The organism is Bacillus sp. FCW2, assembly GCF_021228595.1.
GTDB lineage: Bacteria > Bacillota > Bacilli > Bacillales > Bacillaceae > Bacillus > Bacillus velezensis.
In genome coordinates, this window is record NZ_CP089436.1 from 3,758,821 (window position 1) to 3,776,204 (window position 17,384).

19 protein-coding genes are annotated in these 17,384 nt (G+C 45.5%); 6 read left to right on the forward strand and 13 right to left on the reverse strand.

Annotated elements, in window-relative coordinates:
• Positions 1-40 precede the first annotated feature (40 nt).
• Both rlmD and K3G25_RS18665 read right to left on the reverse strand, forming a co-directional pair.
• On the reverse strand, positions 41-1,441 hold the full coding sequence (gene rlmD, locus K3G25_RS18660) for a 23S rRNA (uracil(1939)-C(5))-methyltransferase RlmD (protein WP_021493862.1): 1,401 nt from the start codon (positions 1,439-1,441) through the stop codon (positions 41-43).
• Positions 1,442-1,574: 133 nt separating this feature from the next.
• Positions 1,575-2,438 carry a DNA-3-methyladenine glycosylase family protein gene (locus tag K3G25_RS18665; RefSeq protein ID WP_053285220.1) on the reverse strand — a complete coding sequence of 288 codons (864 nt, stop codon included), beginning with the start codon at positions 2,436-2,438 and terminating at the stop codon, positions 1,575-1,577.
• A 106-nt stretch (positions 2,439-2,544) separates the two neighbouring features.
• Here K3G25_RS18665 and corA point away from each other — a divergent pair, with 106 nt between their 5' ends.
• From corA to K3G25_RS18680, 3 genes are all read left to right on the forward strand, one after another.
• A complete protein-coding gene (gene corA, locus K3G25_RS18670; protein ID WP_007408518.1) occupies positions 2,545-3,504 on the forward strand; it encodes a magnesium/cobalt transporter CorA in 960 nt (319 codons plus the stop codon).
• Positions 3,505-3,567: 63 nt separating this feature from the next.
• The gene (locus tag K3G25_RS18675; RefSeq protein WP_022552762.1) at positions 3,568-4,215 is read left to right on the forward strand and encodes a hypothetical protein; all 648 of its coding nucleotides are present in this window, start codon (positions 3,568-3,570) and stop codon (positions 4,213-4,215) included.
• 46 nt (positions 4,216-4,261) lie between these two features.
• Complete coding sequence (locus tag K3G25_RS18680; RefSeq protein ID WP_232489463.1) at positions 4,262-5,122, forward strand: NAD(P)-dependent oxidoreductase; 861 nt, start codon at positions 4,262-4,264, stop codon at positions 5,120-5,122.
• 103 nt (positions 5,123-5,225) lie between these two features.
• Here the strand turns inward: K3G25_RS18680 and K3G25_RS18685 are convergent, their stop codons facing one another.
• The 7 genes from K3G25_RS18685 to K3G25_RS18715 all read right to left on the reverse strand — a co-directional run bounded on the left by K3G25_RS18685 (position 5,226) and on the right by K3G25_RS18715 (position 10,963).
• Positions 5,226-6,251 carry a sensor histidine kinase gene (locus K3G25_RS18685; RefSeq protein WP_094296486.1) on the reverse strand — a complete coding sequence of 342 codons (1,026 nt, stop codon included), beginning with the start codon at positions 6,249-6,251 and terminating at the stop codon, positions 5,226-5,228.
• Complete coding sequence (locus K3G25_RS18690; protein ID WP_232489760.1) at positions 6,241-6,954, reverse strand: response regulator transcription factor; 714 nt, start codon at positions 6,952-6,954, stop codon at positions 6,241-6,243. Before K3G25_RS18690 ends, K3G25_RS18685 begins: the two co-directional genes overlap by 11 nt.
• Positions 6,955-7,327: 373 nt before the next feature.
• Positions 7,328-7,927 (reverse strand): undecaprenyl-diphosphatase, encoded by a 600-nt coding sequence (locus tag K3G25_RS18695; RefSeq protein WP_022552759.1) that lies wholly within the window; start codon positions 7,925-7,927, stop codon positions 7,328-7,330.
• Positions 7,928-8,023: 96 nt separating this feature from the next.
• A complete protein-coding gene (locus K3G25_RS18700) occupies positions 8,024-8,761 on the reverse strand; it encodes an ABC transporter permease (protein ID WP_232489464.1) in 738 nt (245 codons plus the stop codon).
• The gene (locus tag K3G25_RS18705; RefSeq protein WP_094296484.1) at positions 8,754-9,674 is read right to left on the reverse strand and encodes an ABC transporter ATP-binding protein; all 921 of its coding nucleotides are present in this window, start codon (positions 9,672-9,674) and stop codon (positions 8,754-8,756) included. The genes K3G25_RS18700 and K3G25_RS18705 overlap by 8 nt, the downstream gene beginning before the upstream one ends.
• 211 nt (positions 9,675-9,885) lie before the next feature.
• Entirely contained in the window at positions 9,886-10,677 is a 792-nt protein-coding gene (gene pdaA / locus K3G25_RS18710; protein ID WP_014417202.1) for a delta-lactam-biosynthetic de-N-acetylase, read from the reverse strand.
• Positions 10,678-10,777: 100 nt separating this feature from the next.
• Positions 10,778-10,963, reverse strand: coding sequence for an SE1561 family protein (locus tag K3G25_RS18715; protein ID WP_003155558.1), 186 nt, complete (start codon positions 10,961-10,963; stop codon positions 10,778-10,780).
• A gap of 145 nt (positions 10,964-11,108) precedes the next feature.
• Between K3G25_RS18715 and yfkAB the strand changes: the two genes are divergently transcribed.
• Together yfkAB and K3G25_RS18725 are read left to right on the forward strand one after the other, a co-directional pair.
• Complete coding sequence (gene yfkAB / locus K3G25_RS18720; RefSeq protein WP_094247157.1) at positions 11,109-12,230, forward strand: radical SAM/CxCxxxxC motif protein YfkAB; 1,122 nt, start codon at positions 11,109-11,111, stop codon at positions 12,228-12,230.
• A gap of 6 nt (positions 12,231-12,236) precedes the next feature.
• Positions 12,237-13,070 carry a mechanosensitive ion channel family protein gene (locus tag K3G25_RS18725; RefSeq protein ID WP_072177605.1) on the forward strand — a complete coding sequence of 278 codons (834 nt, stop codon included), beginning with the start codon at positions 12,237-12,239 and terminating at the stop codon, positions 13,068-13,070.
• A gap of 28 nt (positions 13,071-13,098) precedes the next feature.
• Here the strand turns inward: K3G25_RS18725 and K3G25_RS18730 are convergent, their stop codons facing one another.
• Both K3G25_RS18730 and cax read right to left on the reverse strand, forming a co-directional pair.
• A complete protein-coding gene (locus K3G25_RS18730) occupies positions 13,099-13,893 on the reverse strand; it encodes a YfkD famly protein (RefSeq protein WP_232489465.1) in 795 nt (264 codons plus the stop codon).
• Positions 13,894-13,963: 70 nt separating this feature from the next.
• Entirely contained in the window at positions 13,964-15,019 is a 1,056-nt protein-coding gene (cax, locus tag K3G25_RS18735) for a calcium/proton exchanger (RefSeq protein ID WP_007408511.1), read from the reverse strand.
• Between the two features lie 159 nt (positions 15,020-15,178).
• Between cax and K3G25_RS18740 the strand changes: the two genes are divergently transcribed.
• Entirely contained in the window at positions 15,179-16,357 is a 1,179-nt protein-coding gene (locus K3G25_RS18740; protein ID WP_232489466.1) for an MFS transporter, read from the forward strand.
• Positions 16,358-16,391: 34 nt separating this feature from the next.
• Here the strand turns inward: K3G25_RS18740 and K3G25_RS18745 are convergent, their stop codons facing one another.
• Positions 16,392-16,535, reverse strand: a complete 144-nt coding sequence (locus K3G25_RS18745) for a hypothetical protein (protein ID WP_017419116.1) — start codon at positions 16,533-16,535, stop codon at positions 16,392-16,394.
• Between the two features lie 8 nt (positions 16,536-16,543).
• Positions 16,544-17,383, reverse strand: a complete 840-nt coding sequence (locus K3G25_RS18750) for a YihY family inner membrane protein (protein WP_007408509.1) — start codon at positions 17,381-17,383, stop codon at positions 16,544-16,546.
• Position 17,384: the final 1 nt, after the last annotated feature.

Genomic DNA, 17,384 nt, shown 5'->3' on the forward strand with positions numbered 1-17,384 from the left:
TTATTTACCGAAATCCAGGTCTGATTACGAATTGTTTATTTTAGTTAGACGATTTTAATACAAGCTTCGCCACGGCTTCTACATGAGCCGTCTGCGGAAACATATCAACAGGCTGAATATATTCGACGCGATAGTCCTTCGACAGCGTCTGCAAGTCTTTCGCCAATGTGGAAGGATTGCAGGATACGTAGACGAAGCGTTTCGGTTTTACTTTTTTGATGGTATCTAAAAATGTTCTGTCACAGCCCGTTCTCGGCGGGTCGACGATGACCACGTCAGGGCGGAAGCCTTCTTTCGTCCATTTCGGGAGCCAGTGTTCGGCTGTTCCTGTGACATATGCCGCGTTTTTGATGCCGTGTTTTTTGGCGTTTTTCTTCGCATCGTCAATTGATTCTTTAATGACGTCCATGCCGCGGATCTCTTTTGCGCCGTTTGAAACCCACATGCCGATCGTACCGACGCCGCAATACGCGTCTACGACTTTTTCTTTTCCTGTCAGCTGAGCCGCTTGTTTCACTTCGTCATACAGCTTGACCGTCTGCTCAGGGTTGAGCTGGAAGAAGGCGCGGGCGCTCAGTTCAAATGACACGTCACCTAGCACTTCTTGAATGGCATGGCTTCCGGCCAGCGCTTTTGTTTTGTCACCGAAAATGACAGATGTGCGCGCGCCGTTGACGTTTTGAATAATCGATTTCACTTCCGGCAGACGGTTCTGAATGGCTTTGACGATCTCGTCTTTATTCGGCAGTGTCTCTTTCGCGGTGACAAGCACGACCTGCACTTCGCCTGTTTCAAAACCGACTCTCGTCACGATGGTGCGGACATCGCCTTTTTTGGTCCGTTCGTTATAAACGGACACGTTGTGTTTTTCTAAAATACGGCGGACGATACCCGTTGTTTTGTTTGTTGCCGGATGCTGGACAATGCATTCCTTAATCGGGACGATTTTATGGGAATCAAGTCCGTATAAGCCGGCAATGATGCTGCCGCTTTGCGAGCGTCCGACTTGGAACTGGCTTTTGTTCCGGTAATTCCAAGGGTTGTCCATTCCGATCGTATCTTTAATGTTCATTTCTTCGACATTGAATCTCGTATGACGTTCCAGAGACTGAATGACGATGTCGCGTTTTTCGCGAAGCTGCTGGGTGTATGCCAGATGCTGAAGCTGACAGCCGCCGCACTGGTCGTAGACCGGGCATGGCGGCGTGACACGGTGTTCAGACGGCTTGCGGATTTTTTTGACGCGTGCTTCTGAAAATTTCGGCTGCACATTTGTCGCTTCGGCAACGACTTCTTCACCGGGCAGAGCGCCGGGAACGAAGACAACTTTTTTCTTAAAATAGCCGACGCCCTCTCCGTTAATGCCGAGACGTTTGATGGTCAGCGGAAATGTCTGTCCGATTTTCAATTCGGCAGGCGCCTTTTTTTGATGTTGATTCACGTTTTTTTCTCTCCGTTTCTATATAAAGCCTTCCTCATGGGAAAACGGCTGATTTGAAATATCACATCTTTTCAGTATAACATGCAGCCGGCGGTTCCTTCATGTTTTTCACTGGAAGTTTCCAAAATCCTCATCATTCAATACTTCTCCACAAGTACAAGGACGCATAGCTTAAATACGGCGCCCATTCGCTGCTTACCTGGAGCATTACGTCTTTTGACGGTTTATCCTCTAGGGCGAAGCGGCGTTTGACGGCGTTTTGCAGGCCGATGTCCGCCAAAGGAAACAGATTCGGGCGGCCGAGACCGAACATGAGGACGTTTTGGACGGTCCACGGGCCGATGCCTCTGATGGCGATCAGCTTTTTCATAATGTCTTCATCCGACAAATGGGTAAGTTCCGCCAGATTGAGCGCTCCTTCTGCAATCATCCGTGAAATGTCAATCGCATATTCCGCTTTTCTCATGCTGAACTGGAGCTCCCGCAAGTCCTGATACTCAAGCGCCGCGATCGTTTTCGGCTCGGGATAGCTCCAGACGCCGTCTTTTTGTTCACCGAAGGCATGGACGAACCGTTCCGTTAAGGTAAATGCGAAAGACAGGTTGAGCTGCTGGTGGATGATGCATTTCATGAGACAGTTGTAGACGTCATATTCCAAGACGAGCGGGGTTCCCGCATGTTCCTCAAAAAGCGCCGACAGATTTGTTTTTGAGAAATGATCAAGCACAGGCTGAAGCGGCTGTTCCCACTGAAAAATGTGTTTGATCCGTTCAATCATCTCTTTGCGGTCCGTTTCTCCGCTGACGAGAAAAACCGGGTCTGCGGCGGTGCCTTCCCCTTGAACCGTGATGACGGACAGTTTGCCGTCCCGTGTTCTGAGCGGCACTTTGATTGACCTTGCTTTAAGATCGACCGCATTCAGCGGATCGAGCGACAGCCTTTCAAGGACTTTATCAAAATGATACGGCGGCGTGACCGAAACCGTTTCCTTCCACATATGCTCCACCCCTTTTTGTCCAAGTATATCATGAAGCGGCCGGGCGGCAATTCGTATACTTTTCTTCATAACGCCGCATGATATAATGGCAGGCGGAGGGTTGTTTATGATACATATAACCGCAATCACAACACATAATGAGATATTAGATAATATCCCCCTATCACGTACAGAACAACCGGACATCGCATGGTACTGGATTGATTTTTTCGGCGCCGAGATGCATGAAACCGAGCTGCTGCGGGATTATTTTCACTTTCATCCGCTTGCGATCGAGGATTGCTTTCAGCATATGCAGCGGCCGAAAATCGACCATTATGACGGCTACCGTTTTTATGTGCTCCACGCCTTGAACCCGGACACACTGGAAATGGAAGAGGTGGACATTTTTCAGTCCGACCGTTTTATCGTCAGCTTCCATTTGCACGAATCGCCCGGCGTCTCAAAGGTGAGAGAACGGTTTTTCGCTTCTCCGGGATTAGCCAAAAAAGGGCCCGGGCACATCACTTATATGATTATGGACCAGCTTGTCGATGAATATTTCCCCGTGCTGTACAAAATTGAAGACCGGCTGAATGAAATTGAAGACAGCAGAACCCATAAATCTTACGGCACTTTAATGAATGAAGTGTTTGAATTGCGGACTGATCTTTTGAACCTGAGACGGACGATCATTCCGATGCGCGATTTAATGTACCGGATTTTGAGCCTTGACCATGTAAAAGAAAGCCGTGAAACGAAGGCGTATTTCAGCGATATTTATGACCACCTGTTAAAACTGGCCGAGCTGATCGAGTCAAACCGTGATATGACGTCAGATTTGCGGGACAGCTATGTGACGCTGAATTCAAACCGGATGAACGCCATTATGATGACATTAACCATCGTCTCGACCATTTTTATCCCGCTGACGTTCATCGCAGGGGTTTACGGCATGAATTTCGATAACATGCCTGAGCTTCATTGGAAATACGGGTATTTTATCGTTTTGGGCGTAATGGCCGTCCTTGTGGCCGCCATGCTGTTTTGGTTCGCCCGCAAAGGCTGGTTTAATATTTTCAAGTAAGAACGGCTGCGGGCTGTTCTTTTTTTTAAGAAAACATGATAGTCTGGAAAAAAACGTAAAGAGGTGTGCGCCGTTACCATCCTTTCTCACAAAATCATTTCTTCTGTCCTCCTGGCTTTCAGTGTCATGTCCATTGCCCCGCTGTATAACGGCCGTACGGTGTCTGATTACATCTTTGAGTCGCTCGGCTTTTCCTCTTGGCCGGAAGATGGAGCCCATATCTCCGTCATTCCCGGGGTCGTGCTTTACTTTGCGGCGTTAATCTGGTGTGCCGCCGCGTTCAGGCGGACGCTTCCCGCGGCGGGGCTGTTTCTGATCTTTCTCAGTATGGGGGCCGCTTCCGGTATCAGTCCTGCCACCGAATATGCCGCTTTTTCCTTAAAACAGTTCGCGCCCGAAAAAGAGGCTGTCGAATATTTGAAGCACCGCAGCGAATGCAGTTATCTGGTTGAGCGAAAAAGAGCGGGCATGAGCTGCACGCTTTATATCAATCATTACGGAAAAGGGGAACAAGCCATTTCTGTCACGCCGGATTTATCAGAAAACATAAAGGACGTCACATTCAAATCAAAAACATTCACTGTAAAACCCCGTTCAAAAACAATCATCAAAACCCGATTTACCGGATTTTACAAGGGGAAAGCCGCCTCAGACTCCGGATGGTCTTCCGAACCTGAACTGAAAGTGGCAATCCTGTACACAGCGGATTAACCATTTTGCATGTATAATGGTGGAAAACTTTTCATTGGAGGGTGAAATGAAGATCGCCATCGTCGGACTCGGCAATATGGGCCGCCCCATCGCCGAAAATATCATGAAAGCCGGATACAGCCTGACTGTATATAACCGGACGAAAGAAAAAGCGGCTGACCTGCTGGAAAAAGGGGCCGAATATGCCGAAACGCCCCGCCAGGCAGCTGAACATGCAGATATCGTACTGTCCATGCTGTCAGACGATGAAGCCGTAACGGGCGTAACGTTCGGAGCTTGCGGCATTATTGCCGGGTTATCTGAAAACGGCATTCATATTTCGATGAGCACGATCAGTACAGCGCTGTCAGAACAGCTTTCCGCCGCACATTCGGGCAGAGGGCAGTCCTTTATCGCCGCTCCCGTCCTCGGCCGCCCCGATGCCGCTGAGAAGGCCGAACTCCGCATCATCACAGCCGGACCGGCAGAAGCGAAGAAAAAGGCCGAACCGCTGCTTAACATCCTGAGTCAGCAAGTATTTGACACTGGTGAAGAAACAAAAACGGCCAATGCCGCGAAAATCAGCGTCAATTTCTTGCTCGTGTCCATGCTGGAGGCGTTATCTGAATCATTCTTAATGATGGAGAGATACGGGTTAGAACGGAAACAATTTTTAGAAATCGCCGGCGCGCTCTTTGGCTCTCCCGTCTATCAAAATTACGGCACGATCATGGCTGAGGAGAAATTTGAGCCGGCCGGTTTCAAAATGTCTTTAGGGCTGAAGGATACCAATCTGGCGCTCGCCGCCGCTGAACAGGTTTCCGCAAAACTCCCTCTTGCCGAGCTGGCCAAGAGCCATTTTGAAAGCGGGATCGCACAAGGCTTCGGGGATCTGGATTGGGCTGCTTTGATTAAATGTATCAAATAAGCAGTGAAAACCTCTCCCGTTTAGGAAAAATGAAACCAATGTGTTAGAGAACACATTGGTTTCTTGGCTATTATAAGCGTCTGTTTCTTTGTAATCATTCCATTCATGTCCGTATTAATTTTATTTTTCCAAATGCAATGCCGAATGTTGTTTTTATATAAGGGGTGCTGTCAACCCATATTCTCCCTTGATTTTTCTCAATTAATGCTTTGGCAATTGAGAGTCCTAAACCGCTTCCCGAGTGTCCTGAGCTTCTGGATAAGTCTCCCCTGTACATCCTCTCAAATACCTTCTCTGATTCTGTCTTTGGTATCCCCGGCCCCCTATCCCAGATCAGCAGTTCAAATTCTTTGTCATTCTCTTTAAGTTCTATGCCAAGAACCTTTCCTTCTTTTCCGTAAAGGATGGCATTCTTCAAGATATTCTCAATAATTCTAACGATACTTAGACGATCCGCCATAATAAGACACTTTCTTTCAGGAATATTTATTTTAAGCTCTAATTCATTTCTTTTTATCTCCGGCAAGTATTCAATCAATAACTCTCTGGTTACTTCAGAAAAGTCAATAATATCTGGCTGCATCGGCATTTCATCTGCATCCAGTTTAGCCATGTTAAATATTTCATCAATTAACTGCTTTAAATGATTCGACTTCTTTGAAACAATGTTTACGTATTCTTTCTTTTCTTCTTCCGAGGCTGCAATATCGTCTTTCAACGCATCTAAATATCCTATAATTGATGTAAGCGGTGTGCGAATATCGTGTGATATGCTTGATAACAGGCTTTTTCTCGCTGCGTGCGTTTGAATCGTTTCCACCTGTATTTTCTCTAACTTCTCGATCAATTCGTTTATTGAAAAAACCATTTCATTAAATATCGGAGCCCCATTCGCAAATATTCTTGTCGTTAAGTTCCCATTTAATGTCCGCTTAACCGCATGGATCATTTGAATGAGCTCATTGTTGAATTTGCAGTAAATTGTAATAAGGATTACAGACAAACCGATCAGCAGACCATAGACAACCAATTTAACAGTGTTAAGCTCTTGGTGCTGCCAGTCATATAAACAATTGAGGCAAATCAGTGTAATCTGCAGAAACATAAGATATATGATTTTACGACTCATCTTTCTCACCTGCAAATTTGTATCCTATCCCCCAAACTGTTTGTATAAATTGAGGATTATATGGGTCTTTTTCTATTTTTTTTCTCAGCTTTCTTATGTGAACCATCACGGTATTGTCATCTTCTAAGTAATGATTGCCCCAAACATTCCGAAACAACTGAGCCTTCGTAAATACCTGTTCCGGATTGGAAGCCATAAATTTCAGCAGCTCCAGCTCTTTTGCGGTTAATGATATTTCTTCACCTGCAACGCATACGATATATCTTTTCACATCAATTGATAAACCTTTATATTTCAGCAGCGGCTTCTCTTCTGTTCCGCTGCCGCTCCCTAAAATGAAAAACCTTCTCATCAGAGCCTTAATTCTGGCCACAACCTCGTTTACGCTAAAAGGTTTTGTAATATAATCATCTGCTCCTATACTCAACCCTACAATTTTGTCAGCTTCATGGTCCTTTGCAGTAAGCATAAGTATTGGCACATTGGTTTTTTCTCTTAGTTTTCTGCATACTTCAATCCCATCCATTTTTGGCATCATGAGATCCAATATTACGAGGTGATAAGTATTTTGTTCAAATAATGCCAAAGCTTCCTGTCCATCCTTTGCAACATCTGCTAAATAAAGTTCCCGTTCAATGTATTTTTTTAATAAATCTCTGATCACTTTTTCATCATCAGCGATAAGGACACGAATTTCTTTCACTTTCATGACACCCGCCTTCATATTTTTTGTATTTATGTAAGTAACAGTGGGTATTCATTATTACATGATATGCAATCTATCATGTAATCTTTTAGCCAATTTTCAGTATTTTATATAAACACAGGTGTATTCAATTTGTCGGCTTATGAAAATTGTAACGCTCAGCTTCCAAATATAACTTTGACACAAACGTCATGATATTTAAAGAGTAAGCCCTAATTCCAACAAGATCAGTATTTCGATTATGTTTTTATGTCGGGAATTTGTCCCCTATCCGCTAAATTATTACCTGTTGATCAATCATCAATATGAGTTTTTTGTTTGTGCTCGAACGAACAAAAACACCTGGTTCATACAGGTGTTTCTCATCCGCCTAAACATTTTTCGACCTCTCTTTTCGGGGTAAAATACAGCCCTCCCCCTTTTCATAAAGAGTAAGAACTTTTTTAGTCAATGCAAGCCTTGGTACAATCCAATACGATAACACAGCTGATATAATTCCAAAAAGAGCTCCTGCAGCAACATCGAAAGGATAGTGTACACCTACCCATATGCGTGAAACAGCTACACTAAGCGCAAATATGATCCAGATCCAGCCTGTTTTTTTATATACAAGCCAAAAAGAAAATGAGATAGAAAAGAATAGGATGGTGTGATCGCTTGGAAATGAATTATCCACCGCATGATCTGCCAGTTTGTTAACATTTGAAAGAACTGCAAATGGTTGATGATTGGAATAGAGTTGACCGGCAATTTTCCCGATCATCTCTGCTATAATGAATGCCGCTCCCGCCTGTATGACCATCATTCTGTTTCTATCATTTCGGGTAAACCAGAAAACAAGCATAACGAGTGCTAAAATAAACACTGCATATTCAGCAAGTATGACCATTGCTGAGTTTAGAAATGGATATTCTTTTCCCAGATCGTTTACAGCACGAAAAGCGGTCATATTCATCTCTGAAAAAGACACTTATACCATCCTCCTATTTAAACACTCATTTATATTTTCACGGAATTTATGCGGCACAAATCAATCGGCTTTTCACTTGAAAGTCTTTCATAAACATTAATGTATATCCGCTTTGTTAAAATAGATCACCAAGGAAGCAAATCCCAATATTGAGATTAGGGCAATTCCTGCATAGGAGTACTCCGGAGGATAAGTAGGGAGAAGCGTATTCATTGAAATGTCTCCGGCTGCTGCCCACGGGAACAATCCTCTGTGTTCTGAGTTAGCTGTCATAATATTTATCAAAGTAATTAGGATTGTAAAAATAATGGTAGGTACGTAATTCTTTAGAACAACTGTGATCAGAACAATAGGTGTTGATAAAACAAATAGTAAAATTCCCCCAATTGAAAAGTGCAAAAATGATTTGAGTATGAGTGATTGGCTGAGACCCGGGAATTGCAAGATCACACCCAGTAATAAAGTAAGCCCCCACGCAACTAAAGTTAAAAAGAATATCCAGATAAATAGCAGCAATAGTTTACTAAGTATCAGATTGATTCTGGAAACGGGTATGGTTAAAAGGTTTTTCAGTGTATCATCCATGTATTCCCTGTTAAAAATATAAGCGGCAACAACTCCATACAGCGGGACCCCCACTACCAAGACTGTATATAAGTTAGCGTTGCTGAAAAGTTCATGAAATTTTATGACAGGAGCGGGATTCTCAGTCTTTATCTGTACATAAGATGCAACGACAACCATAAATGGGACGACCGAAGCTCCTATCGTACTTATTAGAAGCATCGCAGACCTTCTGAGTTTTAGTAACTCTGCATATAACAGATTAACCAATGGTTCCACCCCCAACCAATTTTGTGAAATAATCCTCCAGGCGGTCTTCACTCATCAAAATTTTAAACACCTCAATATCGTTCTGAACAAGTAATTTATTAATTGCTCCCTGTTGTCCAATATGCGAGAAAATGCGGATAATTCCGTCACCATGTACTTCGTAGTCAAAGATCTGAAAATGTTTCTCTAAAAGCATCGCAGCTTTATTATCATTCGAAACTTGAAACTCAAGAAACTTTCGATTTCTCTTCCGGAGAGTATCAAATTCGGTTTCCTCTAACAGTTTTCCCTCGTGAATAATGCCCAAATGATCAACTAATTGTTCAATCTCAGACAGGATATGGCTCGATATCAGCAGAGTAATTTTTCTTTCTTCAGCTAATGTTTTAATGAGCCTTCTCATCTCTTTAATCCCAATCGGATCTAAACCATTCGTCGGTTCATCTAATATTAGTAATTCCGGATAGTGAAGAAGAGATCGGGCGATGCCAAGTCTTTGCTTCATTCCCAAAGAGTATTTGCCTACAAGCTTTTTGGTTTCATTCTCTAATCCCACAATTTCTAATGCTTCTTCAATTGCATTTTTTTTGTGAATTCCAACGATCCTGGCATTTATTTCAAGGTTTTCTTTAGCCGTGAGGTTTCCATAGAATCCTGGTACTTCTACAATTGAACCAATTCTTTTTAGAATGTCTTTCTTATTCGTATGTAAATCCTCACCGAATATCTCAATCTTTCCATGAGTAGGCTTTATCAGGCCCAGCAGCATTCTTATTGTCGTTGTTTTACCTGCCCCGTTTCTCCCCAGAAACCCGTAAATATCTCCTTCATTAACTGTTATGTTGAGGTTATCAACTGACTTTTGTTTTCCATAAACTTTTGTTAAATTTGTCGTTTTAATTATTTCCTGCATTGATCCAGACCTACTTTCCTAATGCTTATGTACAATAGTATAGGAATGCGTTTTTAACTGGAGATTAACTATTTCTTAACTATCTCTTAATTAGAGGGGCAAAAAAAACCTGCCCCCTTTAACTGGGAGCAGGTTTCATCTCAGTGATGTTTATGGCGTAAGGGTTTTGACGCCTGCATCAAGATAAGACTATATGATGAGGCGCTTCCCGTTACAAAGACGGCAGCTTCATTTCTTTCTCAAACATCAGGTCATCAATGCTTTTAAACGTGTAGCCTTCTTTTTTCAAATCGGTAATGGCATCGTCCAGAGCTTCTGAATTGTCCTTTGAAACGGTGTGAAGAAGGTAGATCGCGCCGGGATGCGCCTGCTTTATCATGTGATCATAGGCGTATTGTTTCCCTTTTTGCTCGTTAACCTTCCAGTCGACAAATGCGACGGACCAGAAAACGGTTTGGTAGCCGAGGCGCTTCGTTTCTTTGAGGACATATTCGCTGAACACGCCGCGCGGCGGACGGAGATACAGATTGTCCCGCTTTCCGGTAATGTTGTACACAGCTTCCGTGACGGAATCGAGTTCGTCTTGAATCTGATCGCCCGTTTTTGTCGTCAGATCAGGATGATGAAAAGAATGATTGCCGATGATATGGCCTTCCTTTGACATCCGTTTAATCAAATCAGGCTGCTCTTTCACAAAATGACCCGTGACAAAAAAAGTGCCCGTGACGTGATGTTTTTTTAACACATCAAGCACTTTCGGGGTGTACCCATTTTCATATCCGTTATCAAACGTTAAATAGATGGTCTTTTCTTTCGTATTGCCCAAATAAAAGGCATCATATTTTTTGACCAGATTGTCCAGCTGTCTGCCGGCATCCGGCGGCTGATGATTGACGCTGCGTTTAAAGCCCCAGTTTATCCGTTCATTCGGCACGGCCTCTGCGCTGTTGATGCCTCCCGCAAGTAAAACGGCCATGCAGCAAATTGAACAAAACCATTTCATGACCAGCACTCCTTCTGCATTTTTCCTTATTTTGCAGTAGGCCCTGCCCTTTTATACAGCCGCATTATGGAAAAAGAAAAACCCCGGCATCCGCCGGGGTTTATTCCCAATCCTTTTTAAAGCGTTCGTATTTTGCTTCCAGATCATCAAGCATGCCGATGAGCCGGTCTATATCTTCAACGTCCGTTGATTCAGGGTCTAATGAATCAATGACATTCATAAACATATCGAGTCTGTTCTTTAAGTAATCGAGCTGCTGATCTTTGCTGTTTACTGCATTCCCCATACTTCCACTCCATTCATTTTTTATAATGGTAGCGTATTTTTTGCCGTTTTTCAATGGTTCCGCTACTTGCGATCTTGGCAGATCAGGTCTAAAATTAACAGTTGGCAGACGTTAGTATGCCCATTTATAAAGGAGTTAGATAGTCATGACACAAAAGACAACACTGCGTCCGATCACACCGGAGTACGATCCTTGGGAAGCGTACATGGATGTCGACCAGTATGGAGATATGAAACTGACGAACGTTGAATTCACAACGACGACTTTGTGCAATATGCGATGCGAGCACTGCGCCGTCGGGTACACGCTCCAGCCGAAAGACCCGAATGCGCTGCCGATCGACCTTTTATTAAAGCGGCTTGATGAAATTCCTCTGTTACGCTCTATCAGCATTACGGGCGGCGAACCGATGCTTTCGCTGAAATCGGTAAAGGAATACGTCGTCCCGCTTTTAAAATATGCGCATGAACGCGGCGTGCGCACACAGATCAATTCAAACCTGACGCTTGATATCGGGCGCTACGAACGGATTATTCCCTATTTGGACGTTCTTCACATTTCTCACAACTGGGGAACGGTCGAGGACTTTGCCGACATCGGATTTGCGATGATGGAGAAGAAACCGACATTTGAACAGCGGGCGCGCTATTTTGACAAAATGATTGAAAACAGCCGCACGCTGGTCGAAGCAGGTGTAATGGTTTCAGCGGAAACGATGCTCAACAAACGGACACTGCCGCATATCGAACATATTCACCGGCAGATTACCGAAGAAATGAAATGCCAGCGGCACGAAGTCCATCCGATGTATCCGAGTGATTTCGCCAGCGCGCTTGAATCACTCAGCCTGAAAGACATGAGACAGGCCATCCATCATCTGCTCGACATTCGAGATGAAGAGACATGGATGCTGTTCGGTACGCTCCCGTTTTACGCATGCAGCCCTGATGAAGAAGACCAGAAGCTCCTCCGCCGCCTGCGGGAAGCGAAAAACGTTACGGTGCGAAACGACCCTGACGGCCGCTCCCGCCTGAATGTCAACATTTTTGACGGAAATATCATTGTCACGGATTTCGGCGATACACCGCCGCTCGGCAATATTAAAACAGACAGCCTTCCTGAAGCATATGACAAGTGGAGACAGACGAAGCTGAGCAAAGAGCTGAACTGCCGCTGCACAAACGTCCGGTGCCTCGGCCCGAACGTCCTTGTCAAAAACAGTTATTATCAGGACACGGATTTTTCATTACGAAAAGCCAGAGGTTAACAGAAGATGGAAACGACAATTACGGACATTTTGAAAAGCAAAGTGGTTGAGATCATCATCGTCGCTCTCGTGCTTTACGCCGGTGTATATCTGATCAACCGCTTTGTCCAGGTGTTATTTAAACGCACAGATTTCTTAGAGGAACGGAAAGGGAAGACGATTGAGAGCCTCGTCCGGTCCATCACCCAGTATACGGCGACGATCGGTTTTATCTTTTACGTCATTTCTTTATTTGTTCATGATTTCGGCCGAATTTTAGCCGGGGCGGGCGTTGCCGGTATCGTTATCGGTTTCGGCGCCCAGTCGTTAATCAAGGACATTTTGGCCGGTATCTTTTTAATATATGAACGCCAACTGCATAAAGGCGATTACGTGACGATTAACAATCTGTTCAACGGCACAGTGGAAGAAATCGGACTCCGTTCCCTCCAGATCCGTGAGTGGACCGGCAAGCTGCTTACCATATCTAACGGTGAGGTCAGACAGCTTCAAAACTATAACATTGATTATATGCGGATCACCGAGTCCGTCGTGATCAGTTACAAGGAAGATCCCGAGCGGGTATATGCCGTCTTAGAAAAAGCCTGCGACATGCTCAATGATGAGCTTCGCGATTCATTGAAACGGGATGAATTTCTCAATGCGACTGAGCCGTTTCAAGTGCATGGAATTATGAGTCTGAACAAATTAACCAGAGGCATTGAATTTACCGTCAAAGGCATGGTTCAAGACACAGAATACTTCTCGGCGAGCCTTGCGGTGAGACGCGTTCTTGCCCGGGAGCTGTACAACAACAATGTTCAATTGCTTGAGGAAATGTATCACACACAAAAAAGCTGATTCCCGAACCGGAATCAGCTTTTTTTATTTATCTCGGCTGCGCTGTCGTTTGAAAACCGAATGTGACATGATCCTGCACCGGAATCCAAGCCCCGATTCCTTGCGAAGTCACATTTTTGACGACAAGTTTCCGCTTGCTGCCTTTCAGCACCAAATACACTTCACCGTATGTTACTTTTCCTTTTTCATTAACGGCCGGTGCGTAGGCGTGCAGGTAGCCGAGCCGCTGCGGAGAAATTTTGTAGGTTTGATCCCGTTTTGTGCCTGCGCCGATAACCGTTTCAAACGCGAGCGGCAGTTTTGTTTTCTTCATCGCCTTTTGCATCATCATGCTTTTTACGTCTTCTGCGTTCGGCACCTTCGCTGTGAGCCCGCCTTTGATTTTGTATTGCTGTTCTTGGGCGTATGAGATAACCGCGGTTTGCTGTCCGCCCCGGTTATCCGCTCTGTTTGTGTTGATTTTTTTATATTCCCAGTTGGCGACCGTTTCGTTTGATTGATAGCCGAGCGCCCATTTCCCGAGAAATATTGTCGCCCGGTATCCGATGGCAAGCGGTGAACCGGAAACCGAGGATTCATTCAGCATTTTAATCAGATGCGGATTTTCGATGTTGATCTCGGATGTATCTAACAATTCCTTCGCCAGTTTGCTCGGCTGAAGCATCGGCTGATCCTGTGAGGCATTCGGATACGTATTTTCCTTTGAAATGCTTACGACAGAGTTGGGAACTTTAAACGTTTTTTTTGCACCGGCAGACGGCGTTGCGAAAAAACTAAAGGATAACAGCAGAATCAGTGTGGCATGAAACAGCTTTCTCATCATATCACTCTTTCTATAGCATTTTCCTTTAGTCTTTTCCTCCGCAATCGTTGTTATCCGCATTTTTTACAGGTTAAAGCAGGAAAAAACCGATCGCCATGATGACATAGGCGGCAAGGAGCGTAGCCCCCTCAAACCAGTTCGAATCACCGTCATTTGAAATCATCGTCATCAAAAGGACGGATGATATCATCGCGACAAGCTCGGGCAATGTGAATACAAGCGGCATATTGACCGGAAAAAAGATGGAACAGATCACAAGAACCGGAGCCACAAACATGGCGATCTGCAAAGTCGAGCCTACCGCGATTTCAACGGCGACATCCATTTTGTCTTTGTACGCCATAATAATCGCCGACGCATGCTCTGCGGCATTTCCGACGATTGCGACGATAATCACTCCGATAAACAGCTCGCTCCAGCCGAACTGTTCAGCCACCGCATGAAACGTATGGACAAGGTTTTCAGATATGTAGGCGACGATAATTGTTGAAATAAATAAGACGGCTGTCGCTCTTTTCCCCGACCACTCAGGCTGCTCCTCTTCTTCCTTTGCCTCCGGCTGATTCGGCTGATAAACACCGCGGTGGGTGACGAGCTTGAAATAAAGAGCTGCCACGTACAAAAGGATCATGATGATGCTGATGCCGACACTCAAATCAAGCTTGTTTTTTTCCCCCATATCCATGGAAAACACTTCGGGAATGACAAAAGCTACGATAATGGCAAAAATCAGCAGGCCAGAATTATGACGGGCATCATGAATATTGAATTCCTGCCGCTTGTATTTCAAACCGCCGATAAAAAACGACAGTCCCGCGACGAGCAGAAGATTGCCGAGCACCGAACCGGTCAGTGAAGCAAGCACGATGCCCGTCAGCCCTTCTTTTAAGGCAAAAAGCGATATAATCAGCTCTACCGCATTGCCGAACGTGGCATTCAGCAGACCGCCGATCCGCGGTCCCGCGATAATGGCAAGAGATTCGGTCGCTCTCCCCATATAACTTGCAAGCGCAATAATCGTCAAGCAATAAATAATAAACAAAACCGCTGACGGCCAGTGCATCAGGCCGCCGATGACTGAAAGCGGCACTCCCGCCGCAGCCGTAAAGAAAAAAATCCGATTCATATCTGCCTGGCTCCTTTTTTCGAATGAGTCTTTTTATATCCTTCTCAAAAACTCCCTCAATTACACTTCCGCGGCAGCCCGAATTGGCATTTTCAGGTTGCCGGACGCAGCAAATCCGTGTACGATCAAGAAAGATACTGAAGAAGGAGAAAATACGCGATGTCACGACTGTACTTCTTTATTTTGGTTCTGCTTGTTTCCATCTCCGGATTTTCCCAAGGCATGCTTCTGCCGGTGATCTCCGTCATTTTTGAAACGAACGGAGAATCAGCCGCTATAAACGGACTTCACGCAACCGGCCTTTATATCGGTGTGCTTCTGGCGTCGCCGTTTATGGAGGCCCCGCTGCGCAAGCTCGGATTCAAACCTCTGATGGTCATGGGCGGATTTCTTGTTATCATCAGCTTATTCAGTTTTATTTGGCTTCAATCCATATGGTTATGGTTTTTTCTGCGGCTGCTTATCGGAATCGGGGATCATATGCTGCATTTTTCAACCCAAACGTGGGTGACGTCAAAGTCAACGCCCCGAAACAGAGGAAGAAACATTTCGCTGTACGGACTGTCCTTCGGGCTTGGATTCGCTGTCGGCCCGTTCATGGTCCCTCTTGTGAAAACAAGTCCGTCCCTTCCGTTTATCGTATCAGGCTGTATCAGTCTTGCCGCCTGGCTGTTTGTGTTTGCCTTACGTAACGAGTACCCGGCGCAAGGTCCGGATGAAACATCCGGGGACAACAGCGCAAAACGGTTTTACCGCGCTCTTCTTTTCGGCTGGGTCGCTTTTCTCCCGGCTTTCGGGTACGGTTTTTTAGAAACGGCGCTGAACGGAAGCTTTCCCGTGTACGCCCTGCGTTTAGGCATATCCGTTGATGCCGTCGCGCTGATATTGCCCGCTTTTGCTATCGGAAGTATTGTATTCCAGTTCCCTCTCGGTTTATTAAGCGATCGATTCGGGAGAAAACGTGTCCTGCTCGTCATCTTATTAACGGGTGCCCTTTGCTTTTTGACGGCCGGACTGTTTTCGTCGCCTTCTGTCATCGGCTGCTGCTTTTTCACGGCGGGAATGGCGGTCGGCAGTATGTTTTCCCTCGGCATCAGCTATATGAGCGACCTGCTGCCGTCCCATCTGCTGCCGGCGGGCAATCTGCTCTGCGGCATTTCCTTCAGCCTCGGCAGCATGATCGGCCCGGTGGCGGGCGGCTGGTATATGCAGCGGTTTGAAAGCGCCAACTTGTTTTACTTTATTACGGTGATTCTGGTCTGTATTTGGCTTGCGCTCGTCTTCGGGAAAACAAAGCACAGTCCCGCATCCGAATCCCATTCTTTTCCGGCCTCATAAAAAAGCCGCCTGATCTGAGTCAGGCGGCTTCTTTCTAGTGGTATCCGTTCTGCCCGTTAGCGCTTCCGCTTGTTTTATTCTTCGGGCCGTTTTTGGAGTTTTGTTTATTATGGCTTCCGCCTTTTTTCGTATGCTTGGTCATAATCGATTCCCCTCCGTTTTTCAGCTTGAACGTCATCCGTTCCTCTATAGCTTGCTCCCGCGGTACGGATTTTCATCAGGAAGCTTTTTACGTTTATGTAAAAGCGCGTTGATTTCTCCTCCTAAAATCAGCAGTGTTCCCGTAAGATAAAACCAGATCATAAGGACGATAATTCCCCCGATGCTCCCGTATGTGGCGCTGTAGTTGGCAAAGGTGCCGACGTAAAATGAGAACAGCATACTGACGATAATCCAGCCGGCTGCCGCGAATACGGCTCCCGGCAGCACAAAACGGAGGGAAAGCCTTTTATTCGGCGCGAAAATGTAAAGCGCGGTAAACACGATTAACAGGATAAGCGGACTGATACCCCAGCGGACAACCGACCACACCTGCAAAAACAGGCCGGAGGCGCCGATGAAATCTGCGGCCAGCATTCCGATTTCTCTGCCGAACACCGGCAGAAGCAATGCGATTAAAATCGTAACCACCATCGCGATGGTTAAAAAAATTGAGGTCAGGCGAATGATGATAAATGAGCGGTTTTCCTCGACTTCGTAGGCATGGTTAAATGCTCTGACAATCGCGTTCATACCATTCGAAGCCGACCAGATGACGGCTATAATCCCGAATGACAAAAGCCCGCCGCTGCGCTTGTTCAGCGTTTGCTCCGTAATGGATTTCACCATGGACATGGCGCTGTCGGGCGCGTATTGATCGACCGCCCCGAGCACGTCTTCTGCCGATATGGGAAGATAGGCGGTGAGCGTCAGCATGAAAATCATCAACGGAAACAATGACAGCAGGAAAAAATACGCCAGCTCCGCCGATTTACTTTGTCCTTCATGCAGAGAAAACCTTGCAAACAGCTCCTTTATAAAACTCATG